At 67.8% G+C, this 13,451-nt stretch carries 18 protein-coding genes and 1 pseudogene; 9 read left to right on the top strand and 10 right to left on the bottom strand.

Features of this window, described 5'->3' with window-relative positions:
- Positions 1 to 13: 13 nt before the first annotated feature.
- Positions 14 to 583 (top strand): NADAR family protein, encoded by a 570-nt coding sequence (locus tag ACLARN_RS26780; RefSeq protein ID WP_409494238.1) that lies wholly within the window; start codon positions 14 to 16, stop codon positions 581 to 583.
- A gap of 56 nt (positions 584 to 639) precedes the next feature.
- On the opposite strand, the gene ACLARN_RS26775 is transcribed toward ACLARN_RS26780, so the two are convergent.
- Positions 640 to 2,826 carry an MMPL family transporter gene (locus ACLARN_RS26775; protein ID WP_409494214.1) on the bottom strand — a complete coding sequence of 729 codons (2,187 nt, stop codon included), beginning with the start codon at positions 2,824 to 2,826 and terminating at the stop codon, positions 640 to 642.
- A gap of 160 nt (positions 2,827 to 2,986) precedes the next feature.
- On the opposite strand from ACLARN_RS26775, the gene ACLARN_RS26770 reads away from it, so the two are divergent.
- Together ACLARN_RS26770 and ACLARN_RS26765 are read left to right on the top strand one after the other, a co-directional pair.
- Positions 2,987 to 3,556, top strand: a complete 570-nt coding sequence (locus ACLARN_RS26770) for a TetR/AcrR family transcriptional regulator (protein ID WP_409494213.1) — start codon at positions 2,987 to 2,989, stop codon at positions 3,554 to 3,556.
- 46 nt (positions 3,557 to 3,602) lie between these two features.
- Complete coding sequence (locus ACLARN_RS26765; protein ID WP_409494212.1) at positions 3,603 to 4,475, top strand: hypothetical protein; 873 nt, start codon at positions 3,603 to 3,605, stop codon at positions 4,473 to 4,475.
- Here the strand turns inward: ACLARN_RS26765 and ACLARN_RS26760 are convergent.
- Together ACLARN_RS26760 and soxR are read right to left on the bottom strand one after the other, a co-directional pair.
- A complete protein-coding gene (locus ACLARN_RS26760; protein ID WP_409494211.1) occupies positions 4,472 to 5,020 on the bottom strand; it encodes an RNA 2'-phosphotransferase in 549 nt (182 codons plus the stop codon). The genes ACLARN_RS26765 and ACLARN_RS26760 overlap by 4 nt on opposite strands.
- A 46-nt stretch (positions 5,021 to 5,066) precedes the next feature.
- Positions 5,067 to 5,528, bottom strand: a complete 462-nt coding sequence (soxR, locus tag ACLARN_RS26755) for a redox-sensitive transcriptional activator SoxR (RefSeq protein WP_409494210.1) — start codon at positions 5,526 to 5,528, stop codon at positions 5,067 to 5,069.
- A gap of 52 nt (positions 5,529 to 5,580) precedes the next feature.
- Here soxR and ACLARN_RS26750 point away from each other — a divergent pair, with 52 nt between their 5' ends.
- Genes ACLARN_RS26750 through ACLARN_RS26740 form a run of 3 tightly spaced genes read left to right on the top strand, consistent with a single transcriptional unit; the run spans position 5,581 to position 7,610 of the window.
- Positions 5,581 to 6,273, top strand: a complete 693-nt coding sequence (locus ACLARN_RS26750; protein ID WP_409494209.1) for a transketolase — start codon at positions 5,581 to 5,583, stop codon at positions 6,271 to 6,273.
- A 4-nt stretch (positions 6,274 to 6,277) separates the two neighbouring features.
- Complete coding sequence (locus ACLARN_RS26745; protein WP_409494208.1) at positions 6,278 to 7,168, top strand: transketolase family protein; 891 nt, start codon at positions 6,278 to 6,280, stop codon at positions 7,166 to 7,168.
- Positions 7,169 to 7,178: 10 nt separating this feature from the next.
- Complete coding sequence (locus tag ACLARN_RS26740) at positions 7,179 to 7,610, top strand: NUDIX hydrolase (protein WP_409494207.1); 432 nt, start codon at positions 7,179 to 7,181, stop codon at positions 7,608 to 7,610.
- On the opposite strand, the gene ACLARN_RS26735 is transcribed toward ACLARN_RS26740, so the two are convergent.
- From ACLARN_RS26735 to ACLARN_RS26725, 3 genes are all read right to left on the bottom strand, one after another.
- Positions 7,596 to 8,075 carry an NIPSNAP family protein gene (locus tag ACLARN_RS26735; RefSeq protein WP_409494206.1) on the bottom strand — a complete coding sequence of 160 codons (480 nt, stop codon included), beginning with the start codon at positions 8,073 to 8,075 and terminating at the stop codon, positions 7,596 to 7,598. The genes ACLARN_RS26740 and ACLARN_RS26735 overlap by 15 nt on opposite strands.
- Before the next feature lie 19 nt (positions 8,076 to 8,094).
- Positions 8,095 to 9,267: an acyl-CoA dehydrogenase family protein gene (locus ACLARN_RS26730; protein WP_409494205.1), complete on the bottom strand. Its 1,173-nt coding sequence runs from the start codon at positions 9,265 to 9,267 to the stop codon at positions 8,095 to 8,097.
- 71 nt (positions 9,268 to 9,338) lie between these two features.
- The gene (locus ACLARN_RS26725; protein ID WP_409494204.1) at positions 9,339 to 9,518 is read right to left on the bottom strand and encodes a hypothetical protein; all 180 of its coding nucleotides are present in this window, start codon (positions 9,516 to 9,518) and stop codon (positions 9,339 to 9,341) included.
- A 134-nt stretch (positions 9,519 to 9,652) separates the two neighbouring features.
- Between ACLARN_RS26725 and hisH the strand changes: the two genes are divergently transcribed.
- The 3 genes from hisH (at position 9,653) to ACLARN_RS26710 (ending at position 11,458) form a co-directional block, all read left to right on the top strand.
- Positions 9,653 to 10,276 carry an imidazole glycerol phosphate synthase subunit HisH gene (gene hisH / locus ACLARN_RS26720; protein WP_409494237.1) on the top strand — a complete coding sequence of 208 codons (624 nt, stop codon included), beginning with the start codon at positions 9,653 to 9,655 and terminating at the stop codon, positions 10,274 to 10,276.
- 9 nt (positions 10,277 to 10,285) lie between these two features.
- Positions 10,286 to 11,023: a bifunctional 1-(5-phosphoribosyl)-5-((5-phosphoribosylamino)methylideneamino)imidazole-4-carboxamide isomerase/phosphoribosylanthranilate isomerase PriA gene (priA, locus tag ACLARN_RS26715; RefSeq protein WP_101609431.1), complete on the top strand. Its 738-nt coding sequence runs from the start codon at positions 10,286 to 10,288 to the stop codon at positions 11,021 to 11,023.
- Between the two features lie 81 nt (positions 11,024 to 11,104).
- Complete coding sequence (locus ACLARN_RS26710; protein WP_409494203.1) at positions 11,105 to 11,458, top strand: DUF1330 domain-containing protein; 354 nt, start codon at positions 11,105 to 11,107, stop codon at positions 11,456 to 11,458.
- Positions 11,459 to 11,549: 91 nt separating this feature from the next.
- Here the strand turns inward: ACLARN_RS26710 and ACLARN_RS26705 are convergent, their stop codons facing one another.
- The 4 genes and pseudogenes from ACLARN_RS26705 to ACLARN_RS26690 form a co-directional block, all read right to left on the bottom strand.
- Positions 11,550 to 12,128 (bottom strand): Fic/DOC family protein, encoded by a 579-nt coding sequence (locus ACLARN_RS26705; protein ID WP_409494202.1) that lies wholly within the window; start codon positions 12,126 to 12,128, stop codon positions 11,550 to 11,552.
- Entirely contained in the window at positions 12,125 to 12,715 is a 591-nt protein-coding gene (locus ACLARN_RS26700; protein ID WP_409494201.1) for a Panacea domain-containing protein, read from the bottom strand. The genes ACLARN_RS26705 and ACLARN_RS26700 overlap by 4 nt, the downstream gene beginning before the upstream one ends.
- A 163-nt stretch (positions 12,716 to 12,878) precedes the next feature.
- Positions 12,879 to 13,265 carry a PPOX class F420-dependent oxidoreductase gene (locus ACLARN_RS26695; protein WP_409494200.1) on the bottom strand — a complete coding sequence of 129 codons (387 nt, stop codon included), beginning with the start codon at positions 13,263 to 13,265 and terminating at the stop codon, positions 12,879 to 12,881.
- A 26-nt stretch (positions 13,266 to 13,291) separates the two neighbouring features.
- A pseudogene (locus ACLARN_RS26690) lies at positions 13,292 to 13,441 on the bottom strand (putative glycolipid-binding domain-containing protein); the annotation flags it as partial.
- Between the last annotated feature and the right edge of the window lie 10 nt (positions 13,442 to 13,451).

Raw genomic sequence — 13,451 nt, 5'->3', positions numbered from 1 at the left:
GACACTGGCGACCATGCTGTCCGGCATGTCCACGAACCCGCGCTCGGTCGCCGACGTCGTCCGGCTCCAGCGATCCGGGAGTCGCGTCAAGTTCCTCTTCTTCTGGGGACACCGGCCTCGGCGTGACGGCACGATCGGGCCGGAATGCTTCAGCCAGTGGTGGCCCGCTCGGTTCACCGTGGACGGTGAAACGTTTCCGACAGCCGAGCACTACATGATGTGGCGCAAGGCGACCCTGTTCGACGACGCCGACAACGCGGCACGAATCCTCAAGGCCCGGCATCCGCGTGAGGCCAAGGCTTTGGGCCGCGAAGTACGGGGATTCCAGCAGTGCTGCTGGGAAGACGAGCGCTACGGCATCGTCCGTGACGCGTCGATCGCGAAGTTCGGACAGCACACGGAACTCCGCGACTTCCTGCTCGGCACCAAGAACCGCGTGCTGGTCGAGGCCAGCCCGCTCGACGCCGTCTGGGGCATCGGGCTCGCGGCCGACCATCCGCACGTCGAGAACGCCGAACGCTGGTGCGGGCTGAACCTGCTCGGCTTCGCGCTCGGAGATGCCCGCGTCGCACTCTTGGCTTAAGTCCGTGAAGGCCTCCTTCCCTACTCTCAAGGTAGGGAAGGAGGCCTTCACGGACTTCACTTCGAGGCGTTGACCAGCTCTCGCTCGTCAGGAGCATCGAGCTGCTTCGTGAGCTTCTCGCCTTCGACGTCGACGTCGGGAAGTACGCGATCCAGCCACTTCGGCAGCCACCACGCACCGCGCCCGAGCAGCGACATCAGCGCCGGCACGATCGTCATCCGGATCACGAACGCGTCCACCAGCACACCGAACGCCAGCGCGAACCCGATCGACTGGATCAGCGAGGACTCCGCGAGGACGAACCCGGCGAACACGCTGATCATGATCAGCGCCGCGGCGACCACGACGCGGGAGCCGTGCCGGAAGCCGGTGACCATCGCCTGCTGCGGGTCGGCGCCGTGGACGTACTCCTCCCGCATCCGCGTCACCAGGAACACCTGGTAGTCCATCGCGAGCCCGAACAGCACGCCGATCAGCAGGATCGGCAGCATGCTCATGATCGGCCCGGTGGTCTTCACGCCGAGCAGGTCGGTGAGCCAGCCCCACTGGAACACCGCCACCACGGCGCCGAACGTCGCGACCACGGAGCCGAGGAAGCCCAGCGTCGCCTTCAGCGGGACCACGACCGAGCGGAACACCAGCATCAGCAACAGGAACGCGAGCCCGACGATCAGCGCGAGATAGGGCAGCATCGCGTCGGCGAGCTTCTCCGAGACGTCGATGTTGGCCGCGGTCTGGCCGGTCACCGCCAGCGAAGCGCCGGTGGCCGTGCCCAGTCGCGCGTTCAGGCCGCGGATGTCGCTCACGAGGTCTTCGGTCGCGGTGCTGCTCGGGCCACTCTTCGGGATGACGGTCAGCAAGGCCAGGTCACCGCTCCGGTTGACCTTCGGCGGCGCGACGATCGGGCGTTCTCCGAGTCCGCTGATCCCGGCGGAGGCCTGCTGGAGCGCGGCCTGCCGGTCGGTGCTGCCGCCGAGGTCGACGACGATCACCAGTGGGCCGTTGGCGCCCTCGCCGAAGCTGCGGCTGACGGTGTCGTAAGCCTTGCGCTGGGTGGTGTCCGGCGCGGCGGTGCTGTCGTTCGGCAGGCCGAGCTGCATGCTCGCGGCCGGGACGGCGACGATCGCGAGTCCGGCGATCGCGGCGATCAGCACCGGGATCCGGTGGCGGGCAACGAAACGCGCCCAGCGTTCGCCATGCGTGGTCTCGCTTTCCTTACGGCGCAAGCGGATCTTGCCGCCCGCCAGTTTGCCGCCCGCGAAGCCGAGGATCGCGGGAAGCAGGGTCAGCGCGATGACGACCGCGATGGCGACGGTGATCGCCGCGGCGATGCCCATCTCGCCGAGGAACGGGATGCCGACCACGGTCAGGCCCGCCAGCGCGATGATCACGGTCAGCCCGGCGAACACCACGGCGGAGCCCGCCGTGCCGGTGGCGCGTCCGGCGGCTTCCTCCGGATCGCGTCCGATGCCGAGTTCGTGCCGATAGCGGGAAACGATGAAGAGCGCGTAGTCGATGCCGACGGCGAGGCCGATCATCAGCGCGAGCACCGGCGTGTTCGTGTTCAGTTCGAGGAAACCGGACGCCGTCGTGATGCCCGCCATGCCGATGCCGACGCCGATGAGCGCGGTCAGCAGCGGGATCCCGGCCGCGAGCAGTGAACCGAAGGTGATGATCAGGACGACCGCGGCGACGGCGACGCCGAGGCCTTCGGTGGCGTTCGTGGCTGGCATCGCCTGGACGGCGTCACCGCCGAACTCGACGGTGTACCCGGCGGCCTTGGCGGGATCCGCGGCGGCCATCAGGCCCTCGCGGTCGGTGTCGGTGAGCTCGAAGCCCGGGACGCGATAGCTCACCTGCGCCAGCGCGACGCGCTTGTCGGGCGAGATCGCCTGCACCTGCAGCGGGTTGAGCACCCCGGCGACCTTCGGCGCGTCTTCCAGCCGGGACACGATCCCGGCGATGGCGGCCTGACCGGACTCCTTGGTGAAGTCCTGGCCGTCGGGGGCGGAGATCACGACGCGGGCGGTCGCGCCACCGGCGGCGGCCTCGGGGAAGCGGTCCGCGAGCTGGTCGATCGCCTTCTGCGACTCGGTGCCGGGGATGGTCACCGAGTTCGAAAGCTGGCCGGACAGGGTCAGCGCCCCCGCGCCGAGGGCCACCAGTACGACGGCCCAGACCGCCGCCACCAGTGCCCGGCGCCGGAACGAGAACCGGCCAAGTCGGTACAGGAAGCTGGCCACAGAAGTCTCCCGTTCACTCGATCAGGTTCATTCCAAGCTAGCCGATCGGCTAGGGCCCAACAAGCCGATCGGCAAGTATGTGACTAGCCGCACGGCTAGTACTCGTTTGGCTCGACGGCCGCGTGTGACGTAACCTCCGACGGCTGAACGAGGAGGGAACATGGACGTCGTCCACGCGGAGGACACCCGCACGCGACTACTGGGCACGGCGTTGCGGTTGTTCACCGAACACGGCGTGGAAGGCACCTCGCTGCAGATGATCGCGGACGCCCTCGGCGTCACCAAGGCCGCTGTCTACTACCACTTCAAGACGAAGGCGGAGATCACCGAATCCGTCGCCGAGCCCGTGTTGCGCGAGCTGGAAGGCATCGTCGACGACGCTCGCGCCCAGCGCACCCGTGGCGCACAGATCGATCACCTGCTCGACGGATTCGTCGACCTCGTGGTGCGGCACCGCGCGCTGGTCGCGCTGTTCTCCAGCGACCCCGGCATCGCCCGCGCGATCGAGAAGTCCGTGCACAGCTCCGAAAGCTTCAAGAACCGGCTGCTGGAAGTCCTGGTCGGCCCGGATCCGGATCTCACCGCGATCGTGACGGCTCAGGTACTGCTGGCGGGCATCGCCATCGCCGGCGGTTCGCCCGAGGTCGCCTCGCTCGACGACGAGACGCTGCGTGAAACGCTCCTCGGCGTCGGCCGCAAGCTCTACAACCGCCCGCGCCGCCGCACGTGACCGATGTGTTCAAGACAGGCGCCGCGATCCGCGCGATCCTGTCGGTATGAACATCGATCTGAACGCGACGGCCGTTTTCATGGCCACCCAGGCCCGGCTGCTCGACAAGCGCCGCTTCGAGGTCCTTTTCCGCGACGGTGACCCGGCGGCGGCCCTCGCGGCGCTGGAGGGGTACCGCAATCCCGACGGCGGCTACGGTCACGGACTCGAGCCGGACTGCCGCTCGGCGACCAGTCAGCCCGGTGGCGCGCTGCACGCGTTCGAGGTCTTCGCCGGTGTCGGCCCGGTGACCAGCCCGCGTGCGGCCGAACTCTGCGACTGGCTCGCCTCGATCTCCTTGCCCGACGGCGGAATCCCGTTCGCCCTGCCGATGCCGGACCCGGCGGGCAGCGCGCCGTTCTGGGCGGAGGCGGACTCGTCGGTGTCCTCGCTGCAAATCACCGCGATCGTCGCGGTCACCGCGCACAGCGTCGCCGTGCACGATCCGGCGGTCGCCGCGCATCCGTGGCTGGCGAACGCCACGCGCTACTGCCTCGACGCGATCGAGAAGATCGAGGAGGCGCCGCACGCGCTCGTGCTCGCTTTCGCGATGAAGCTGGTGGACCGGATCGGCGACACGCGCCTGGTCGAAAAGCTCGGGAAGTTCATCCCTGACGACGGCGTGGTCGCCGTCGGCGGCGGGATCGAGGGCGAGGCCATGCGCCCGCTCGACTTCGCGCCGGAGCCGGATGGCCCGGCACGGAAGCTCTTCACGCCCGAAGTCATCGACGCCGATCTGCGGCGGGTGGCCGGAGCACAGCACGAAGACGGCGGCTGGCGCGTCGACTACACGAGCTATTCGCCCGCGGCCGCGTTGGAGTGGAACGGGCTGTTCACCATGAGCACGCTGGGACTTCTGCGGGCCAACGGCCTGATCTAGGGGAGGCGGCGCAGGAACTCCGGCGGAACGGCCGCGGTGAGCCAGACGCCGTTCGCGCTCACCTGGAACTCGTGCGCGGCGGCCGTCATGCCCGCCGCGTCGACGAGGAGCACGACCGGGACACCGCGCCTTCCGCCGACCGTGCGGGCGGTATCGATGTTCGCGGAAAGGTGCACGGCGTGCCGCTTCATCGGCCGGAGACCCTCGTACATGATCGCGTCGAGGAACCGGGACACGGTGCCGTGATAGAGCACGTCCGGCGGGGTGGCGGTGGGCAGTGCGAGGTCGACGTCGACGCTGTGGCCTTGGCTGGCCCGGATCCGCAGCCCGCTTTCGTCGAAGGCGAACCGCCGTTTGTCGTTGCCCTCGACCACTTCGTCGAGCTGGCTTCGGGTGAGGGTCAGCCCGTTGCGCCGCAGGGCGGCCAAGAGCGTGCCGACTTCGACCCAGCCGTCGGAAGTCAGAGTGATGCCGATGTCACCGGGCGCGTGCCGCAGGTGCCGGGAGAGTCGTTTCGAGACTCGGATGAGGTGTTTCTTATCCATTTCGAGTCACAGTGACGCACACCCGGCACCCGCGTGGCAACGGAATTCAGAAGCCGCCTTCGGAAGCCGGGCGCAGTTTCCCGGCGCCCGGGCCGAAGCGGGACATCTGGTCGTCGGCGTTGTAGAGCCCGCAGCTGCGCAGGGACAGGCAACCGCAGCCGACACACCCGGTCAGTCTGTCCCGCAGGCGCTGCAACGCGTCGATCCGCGCGTCGAGTTCGGTCTGCCAGCCCTTCGAGAGGCGTGCCCAGTCGGCCTTGGTGGGGGCGTGATCCCTGGGTAGGGTCTCCAGTGCCGAGCTGATGTCGTCGAGGCTGAGGCCGACCCGCTGCGCGGCACGGATGAAGGCGATCCGGCGCAGCACCGAACGCGGATACCGCCGCTGGTTGCCCGCCGAGCGCTCCGAGCTGATCAGCCCTTTGTCCTCGTAGAACCGCAAAGCCGTGTGGGGCACGCCGCTGCGGTCGGCGACCTGTCCGATGCTCAGGTGTTCAGCCAGTCTCGTCACGTCGCCAGGTTAGCCTTGACTTCGACCTAAGTCGAGGTTGCACCCTCGGTTCATGACCACCGACACCATGACCGGCTACGAGGATCTGCCGCGGCTGATCTCGTTGATGACCGGGGACGAGAAGCATCAGGCCGCCGCGGAGTCCACTGTGGACGTGTTGTGGGTGCTCTACGACCGCGTGCTCGACATCACCCCGGAGACCTTCCGCGAACCCGGCCGCGACCGCTTCCTGCTGTCGAAGGGCCACGGCCCGATGGCCTACTACGCCGTCCTGACGAAGAAGGGCTTCATCCGCGAGGACGAACTCGCCGACTGGACTTCGGCGGAATCCCGGCTCGGGCACCATCCCGACCGGGCGAGGTTGTCCGGCGCCGAGATCGCCAGCGGGTCACTCGGGCACGGGCTCCCGCTCGCCATCGGCACCGTGTTCGGCCTGCGGGCCAAAGGATTCCGTGAGGCCAAGGTCGTCGCCCTCATCGGCGACGCGGAACTCGACGAGGGCTCCAACCAAGAGGCCATCGCGGTGGCGGGCCGCATCGGCATGCCGCAGCTGACCGCTGTCGTCGTCGACAACTCCTCCGCCACCCACGGCTGGCCGGGCGGGATCGCGCGCCGGTTCGAGGTCGAGGGCTGGGAGACCCGCACGGTCGACGGTCGCGATCACGAAGCGCTCTACGAAGCCTTCACCGCACCCCATCCGGACCGGCCGCTCGCCGTGGTCGCGACCGTCGAGCGAAAGGCCTGAAACCGTGGACATGCGTCAAACGTTCCTGTGCGCCGTCGCCGAGGTGCTCGACGCCGATCCGAACGTCGCCATCGTGCTCGCCGACATCTCCGCGGCACAGCTGGACTTCGCCGCCCGCAAGCATCCGGACCGCGTGCTCAACGTGGGCATCCGCGAGCAGCTGATGATGAGCACCGCCGGCGGGCTCGCGCTGGCCGGGATGCGCCCCATCGTCCACACCTTCTCGTCGTTCCTCGTGGAGCGGGCGTTCGAGCAGGTCAAACTCGACCTCGGGCACCAGGACGTCGGTGCCGTGCTGGTGTCTTCCGGCGCGTCCTACGACATGCCGACCGCCGGGCGGACACATCAGGCGCCCGGAGACGTCGCCCTCATCGACACGCTGCCGGGCTGGACCGTGCACGTGCCGGGTCACCCCGAAGAAGCACGGCGGCTGCTGCTGGAGTCCATTCCGGGCGACGGTCGCGTCTATCTCCGGCTTTCCGCGCAGGAGAACGCGAAACCGCATTTAGGTGCCGGGTTGCAGACGTTGCGCGAAGGCGGCCGAGGCGTCGTCGTGGCCGTCGGGCCGATGCTCGACAGGGCGATGGAGGCGACCGCCGATCTCGACGTGACCGTGCTCTACACCTCGACGATCCGGCCGTTCGACGCCGCCGGTCTCCGCTCGGCCGTCGAGGCCGCGGGCGCGGGCGACGTCGTGCTGATCGAGCCTTACCTCGCGGGGACTTCGGCACATGTGGTGTCCGACGCTTTGTCCGAGATGCCGCATCGGTTGCTGTCACTGGGTGTCCGGCGTGACGCCGAAGTGCGGATCTACGGCGAAATGGCCGACCACGATCTCGCGCACGGCCTCGACGCGGGGTCCATCGCCTTGTCGGTCAAGGAATTCCTCCGCTAGCGTCACCAGGATGACGAAGATCCGCCCGCTCGCGCTCGGGGTCATTCGCCGCGGCGAAGACCTCCTCGTGTTCGAAGGCCGCGACGAGGTGAAGGGGGAGACCTACCATCGCCCGCTTGGCGGCGGGATCGAGTTCGGGGAGACCGCCGCCGAGGCGCTGCACCGTGAGTTCCAGGAAGAGCTCGCGGCGGAACTGACCGCTGTCGAGCAGATCGCGGTGCTGGAGAACGTGTACACCTTCGAAGGCAGGCCAGGGCACGAGATCGTGTTCCTGTTCACCGCCGACCTGACCGACAAAGCGTTCTACGAGCGCGACGAGGTCGGCGTGGTGCTCGACGAGGAGGGCACGCGCGTGCACTGGCTGCCGATGGCCGACGTGGCGAGCGGCAAGGCGATCCTGTATCCGGACGGACTCGCGGAACTCCTTTCAGCGCAGGAGTGAGCGCGGGGTCGGCGTGAGTTCCCGGTGTTCTTCGCCTGCCTTGGCGAACCAGACGAACATCGTCTCGTTCTCCCGCACGGGAAGGCGCGGGAAGGTGTTCTCCGCGGGCTCCGTTTCGAAGTGGCCGAACGGGTCCAAGCCAGATTCCCGCAGAGCCGGAGCGACGGTGTCCGCGAAGTACTCGGAGAACTCCTTGACGGGGCCCACTGGATGGCACACCGTCACCAACACCCGGGAATCCCCGGCGCCGCCCGGAGCGGGGAAACCCGGCCCGGACGGCCGCAGCAGCAGGACGTCGGACGCGTCGATCATCGTCTCGTTCGCCGCCGGGCCGTGCTCGCGCCACACCGGTCCGTAATAGAAGGACTCCAGCGCCGCCCGCCTGCTCTCCATGTCCCGGAATCCGCGGAGCCACACGAACCTGTCCGGCTCGGCGGATTCACGGAACAGGCCGAACAGGTGCATGCCGCAGGCTTCCGGCGGCTCAGCGGAAGGCGGCGAGCCCGGTGACCGACTGGCCGATCGAGAGCGCGTGCATCTCTTCGGTGCCTTCGTAGGTCAGCACGGTTTCGAGGTTCGACATATGCCGCATCACCGGGTACTCCAGCGAGATCCCGTTGGCGCCGAGCATCGCCCGCGCGGTCCTGGCGACCTCCAGCGCGGAGCGGACGTTGGCGAGTTTGCCGAAGCTGACGTGGTTGTGGTGCAGCGTTCCGGCGTCCTTGAGCCGTCCGATCCGCAGCGCGATCAGCCCGGCGCGGTTGACCTCTACGACGAGGTCGGCGAGTTTGCGCTGGGTGAGCTGGAATCCGGCCAGCGGTTTGCCGAACTGCTCGCGGCTCAGCGTGTACTCCAGCGCGGATTCGTAGCATGAGCGAGCGGCGCCGACGACACCGAACAGGATCCCGTAGCGCGCTTCGTTCAGGCAGGACAGCGGGCCGCGCAGGCCCCTGACGTCTGGGAACGCCGCCGACTCCGGCAAACGCACGCCGTCGAGCACGAGTTCCGCGGTCAGCGAGGCGCGCAGCGAAAGCTTGTGCTTGACCTCGTTCGCGGTGAAGCCCGGCGTGTCCGTGGGGACGACGAAGCCGCGCACACCCTCGTCGGTCTGCGCCCAGACGACCGCGACGTCGGCGACGGTTCCGTTGGTGATCCACATCTTCGTGCCGCTCAGCAGCCAGTCCGAGCCGTCGCGGACCGCGCGGGCCCGCATGCTGCCAGGGTCGCTGCCGGCGTCCGGTTCGGTGAGGCCGAAGCAGCCGAGCGCGTCACCGGCCGCCATCCGCGGGAGCCACTCCTGCTTGTGCTCCTCGGTGCCCCACTTGTGGATCGCGTACATCGCCAGCGAGCCCTGCACGGAGACGAAGCTGCGCAGCCCGGAGTCGACGGCCTCCAGCTCGCGGCAGGCGATGCCATAGGCGACCGCGCTGGTCCCGGCGCAGCCGTAACCCTCCAGGTGCATGCCGAGCAGCCCGAGCTGACCGAAGCCCTTGGCGAGCTCGGCGGCGGGCAGCGCACCCGATTCGTACCACTCCGCGACGTTCGGGAGGAGCTGGTCCTGCGCGAACGCGCGGACAGCGTCCCTCATGGCCCGGTCTTCCTCGGAGAGTTCGGCGTCGAGATCGAGGAAGTCGCGCGGATCCGGGCTGCTGCTCATGCGGTCACTCCTGGTCGGCTCGGTGGGTCACGACCTATGAAGAAAACCACACACGCGACCGGAGTCGAGTGTCAAAGATCGCGCCATCCGGTGGCGTTCGTCACCTGAACCGATGCCGTGACCGTCCGGCTGGGAGCGGAGCGCTGCGTCTGCACCGGGATCAGCAGCTCCGCGAAGGTAGGAAAAGGCACGCTGTCGATGTCCTCTCGCCACGCGTGTAGCAAGCAGGTCAGTTCGTCGGCGTCCCGCATCGTTCCTCCAGAAGTGCAGGCGGTCCTGCGCCGGCCTTTCACTCAGTGTCATTACTACCCAGACGAGTGACGGTTGAAACAGGAAACCCGGAGAGAATCCGGTCCGCTAACCTGGGCGCGTGGCTACTCCTCGTGTGGTGATCCTGGACTATGGGTCCGGCAATCTCCGGTCCGCCGAACGCGCTGTTCAGCGCGCCGGCGCGGACGTCGAGGTCACCTCCGACCCCCATGCCGCGCTCGAGGCGGACGGCCTGGTCGTCCCCGGCGTCGGCGCCTTCTCCGCGTGCATGGAGGGGCTGCTGTCGGTGTCGGGGGAGAAGATCATCGGCAAGCGCCTCGCCGGTGGCCGTCCCGTGCTGGGCATCTGCGTCGGTATGCAGATCCTGTTCGAACGCGGTGTCGAACACGGTGAAGAGGCCGCGGGCACCGGTGAGTGGCCCGGCACGGTCGACAGGCTGGAAGCCGACGTCCTTCCCCACATGGGGTGGAACACCGTCCGCGCGCCGGAGGACTCGCGACTGTTCGCCGGGCTCGACGCGGACACGCGGTTCTACTTCGTGCACTCCTACGCCGCGCGGACCTGGGAACTGGACTCCGGCCTCGCCGGGCAGCAACCCAAGGTGACCTGGGCGAACCACGGCCAGGACTTCGTCGCCGCCGTCGAGAACGGGCCGCTGTGGGCGACGCAGTTCCACCCCGAGAAGTCGGGGGACGCCGGGGCGCACCTGCTGCGCAACTGGCTCAAGACCCTCGCTTAGAGTGGGCGCGTGACTTTCACGCTCCTTCCCGCCGTTGATGTGGCCGATGGCCAGGCCGTGCGACTCGTCCAGGGCGAGGCCGGCACCGAAACCTCCTATGGCAGCCCGCTGGAGGCGGCGCTCGCCTGGCAGCGTGACGGGGCGGAGTGGATCCATCTGGTGGACCTCGACGCCGCGTTCGGCAAGGGCTCCAACCGCGAACTGCTCGCCGAGGTCGTGGCGAAGCTGGACGTCCAGGTGGAGCTGTCCGGTGGCATCCGCGACGACGCCTCGCTGGAGGCCGCGCTGGCCACCGGTGCCCGCCGGGTCAACCTCGGCACCGCCGCGCTGGAGGATCCGGAGTGGACCGCGAAGGTCGTCTCCTCCTACGGCGACCGTGTCGCCATCGGGCTGGACGTGCGGATCACCGAGGCCGGGCACCGGCTGTCGGCCCGCGGCTGGACGCAGGACGGCGGTGACCTCTGGGAGGTCCTTGACCGGCTCGACCGCGACGGCGCGCAGCGCTACGTCGTCACCGACGTGAGCAAGGACGGCACCCTCCAGGGCCCGAACATCGACCTGCTCCGCGAGGTCGCCGCCCGCACCGACGCGCCCGTCATCGCTTCCGGCGGCGTGTCCAGTGTGGACGATCTCCGCGCGCTGGCCGCCCTGGCGCGTGACGGTGTCGAAGGTTCCATCGTCGGCAAGGCGCTCTACGCCGGTGCGTTCACCCTGCCCGAGGCACTCGCGGCCGTCGCGGAGTTCTGAGCTTTACCTCCCGGGTAATCGACGCCACGCCCCCGTTCGGTCAGGATTCCTTCCAGGACAACGAAAACCTGGAGGGACGTCATGACCGCCTACGGAATCGCCCACCTTCGCCCGCCCGCCGTGACGGCGGAGGAGGTCTTCGAGTACCTGGAGCGGATCCAGGACACGCTGGACCCCTTCGGCGGCAAGTTCCTCGTGCACGGCGCTGACGTGCAGGTGCTGGAGGGGGAATGGCCGGGCGCGCTCGTGATGATCGAGTTCCCGAGCGTCGAGGTCGCGCGAGAGTGGTACGACTCGGCCGCGTACCGGGAGATCCTGCCCCTGCGGGCGGACCACATCCCTGGTGACCTGATCCTGGTCGAGGGGTGCGGACCGGATCACGACTCGGCGGCGATGGCGGCGGCCATGCGGTCGGGCCTTCAGGACAGCAGGTAGTGAAGGACTCTTGGGTTCACGGCCAGGTGAACGCGCGCACGGGCGGCCACGTTTGCCGTATCTCTCAATAGAACACTTACGAGGCGCCTGTTCACATGCGGACGACTACGGGCGTGAGAACCTTGATCAGTTCGGTCGTCTCAGCGGTCAGCAGGCTGTGGCTGGACGCGGCGTTGTTGTCGTCCTTGTTGAGAGCGGACCAGTCGAGTCGCCAGCCCGCCGCCGCCGATAGTTGCCGTAAGAAGGCTCGTAACGTCCGTCCATTGCCCTCACGAAACGGGTGCATGGCGTTCAGTTCGGAGTAGTACCAGGCGAGGCGTTCTAGGAAGTTGTCCCGATTCAGGCCGAGCAGCCAGCCATCGGTTTCGAGGTTTCCCAGCACCGCCGATGTCTGCTCGTCGACGAATCTCCAAGAGCAGAACTTCGACGCTCCTTTGGAGATGTCCACGGTGCGGGTCTTTCCGGCCCAGTCGTAGACATCCTTGAAGAGCGCGTGGTGAAAGCTCTGTAGGTGCTCGAGACTGTATTCGCCTGGGAGACTTTGACGAGCGAGTTCGACGTCTCGAATACTGACGATGCGCGCCTCGACCTGCTTGAATGTCTCAGGGTTTTCGATATCCAGCTTGTTGCGAAGGCACTTCCCGTCGGGAAAGCTGTACGGATCGGTCACTGCTGACGGGCTCGCTCTATTTCTTCGGCGACCAGGTCGTCGGCAGTGCGTGTGCTGGTCGCGACGTCGCGGAGAGTTCGCTGCCAGTCGTCGTCGAGATCGATGCCTTCCATGGCCGCGCTGGCCGCGGCCTGGGCGACCGCGACGTCGACATCGGCGATCTGCCGTGCGTAGAAGTGACGCATCTGGTCGTGCGCTATCGGCTGTGAAGATTTCTCGTTTTCGGCGACGATCCCTCTCGCGACTCGCCACGGGGACTCCATGTGGGTCATCCGCGACAAAGTCTCGGCTGAGTAGTGCGCGTACTTGTCCATTACCCAGGTCAACGTCGCGTTCTCGGGTTCTGTCAGCGCTCCGGCATGACCGCTCGGCCAACTCGTCACCTGATACTGCTTTCGGTGCCCGGCGAAGATCGACGGTGTGACGGGCCCCTGAGGCCATGCTTCGATCTTCTCGTCGAACATCGGTTCGCGCTGGAACACCAGATGCCACGCTTGCGCGTAGTAGAGCAGTTTCTGCAGCTTCATCGTCGTGATCGGACCGGTGTGAGCCAGTACGGCGGCAGCTACGTCACGCGCGCGAGCCATGGCTTCCACCTCCTTCGATCCGCTCCATCTTACCGTGCCGTGGTCGCGGCTCGGGCAGTTGAGGATCGCCGTCGCCGATCTGCCGAATGACTCCATGATCGAACTTGTGTTCGGTCATGTCAAGGCTGGTGAGCGAGTGTCGCCAGGACCCCGCGAGGTAGGGCTACTCGGCCAGTTTGATCGCGATTCCCACGGTCCGGTCCTTCGGCCCCCGCAGCTTGCTGAAGAACATCGTCACCCGCCCGGTGATGCCGTACTTCCGCGCGATCGCCTTGCGCACGCGTTCGGTGCCGTCGAGGTCCAGCAGCCGCGCCTCGCCCGCGACGACGTCGCCGTGGGTGTTGTTGCCGCGGAAGTCGCAGGCCTGGATCTCGACCCGGCCGCTGTTGCGGATGCGCTTGACCTTGCCCGCCTTCCGTTCGGACCAGAGCACCAGTTCGCCGCCGTCGCCCGCCGCCCAGACCGGGGTCGGTACCGGGGCGCCGCTCTTGCGGAAGGTGGTCAGGACGACGTACTTCTCGGCGGCGATCCGCTCGAACTCCGATCCCATGTGGAGAGTCTAGGGCGTTCGGAGACTTATGCTGTTCGGCGTGTTTCAGGCGCCTCGGCGGTCGCGCCCACCGCGAGATCGAGCCGGTGCACCGGCAGCGTGTTCGTCATCGACGACGATTCGAGGTCGACGTCGAAACAGCCGTCGAGGCGCGGATCGACGGCGATCGAGTACTCGACGAACCAG

Origin of the sequence: Amycolatopsis sp. cmx-11-12 (genome assembly GCF_046269425.1) — a bacterium.
Lineage (GTDB): Bacteria > Actinomycetota > Actinomycetes > Mycobacteriales > Pseudonocardiaceae > Amycolatopsis.
The sequence above is the reverse complement of the archived record's forward strand: the minus strand, read 5'-3'. Positions and strand labels throughout refer to the sequence as shown.

Excerpts from the sequence above, each read along its gene's own strand:
- ACLARN_RS26780 (WP_409494238.1), top strand. The coding sequence starts at position 14 with ATGCTGTCCGGCATGTCCACGAACCCGCGCTCGGTCGCCGACGTCGTC.
- ACLARN_RS26770 (WP_409494213.1), top strand. The coding sequence starts at position 2,987 with ATGGACGTCGTCCACGCGGAGGACACCCGCACGCGACTACTGGGCACG.
- ACLARN_RS26765 (WP_409494212.1), top strand. The coding sequence starts at position 3,603 with ATGAACATCGATCTGAACGCGACGGCCGTTTTCATGGCCACCCAGGCC.
- ACLARN_RS26760 (WP_409494211.1), bottom strand. The coding sequence starts at position 5,020 with ATGGATAAGAAACACCTCATCCGAGTCTCGAAACGACTCTCCCGGCAC.
- ACLARN_RS26750 (WP_409494209.1), top strand. The coding sequence starts at position 5,581 with ATGACCACCGACACCATGACCGGCTACGAGGATCTGCCGCGGCTGATC.
- ACLARN_RS26740 (WP_409494207.1), top strand. The coding sequence starts at position 7,179 with ATGACGAAGATCCGCCCGCTCGCGCTCGGGGTCATTCGCCGCGGCGAA.
- ACLARN_RS26735 (WP_409494206.1), bottom strand. The coding sequence starts at position 8,075 with ATGCACCTGTTCGGCCTGTTCCGTGAATCCGCCGAGCCGGACAGGTTC.
- ACLARN_RS26730 (WP_409494205.1), bottom strand. The coding sequence starts at position 9,267 with ATGAGCAGCAGCCCGGATCCGCGCGACTTCCTCGATCTCGACGCCGAA.
- ACLARN_RS26725 (WP_409494204.1), bottom strand. The coding sequence starts at position 9,518 with ATGCGGGACGCCGACGAACTGACCTGCTTGCTACACGCGTGGCGAGAG.
- ACLARN_RS26710 (WP_409494203.1), top strand. The coding sequence starts at position 11,105 with ATGACCGCCTACGGAATCGCCCACCTTCGCCCGCCCGCCGTGACGGCG.
- ACLARN_RS26700 (WP_409494201.1), bottom strand. The coding sequence starts at position 12,715 with ATGGCTCGCGCGCGTGACGTAGCTGCCGCCGTACTGGCTCACACCGGT.
- ACLARN_RS26695 (WP_409494200.1), bottom strand. The coding sequence starts at position 13,265 with ATGGGATCGGAGTTCGAGCGGATCGCCGCCGAGAAGTACGTCGTCCTG.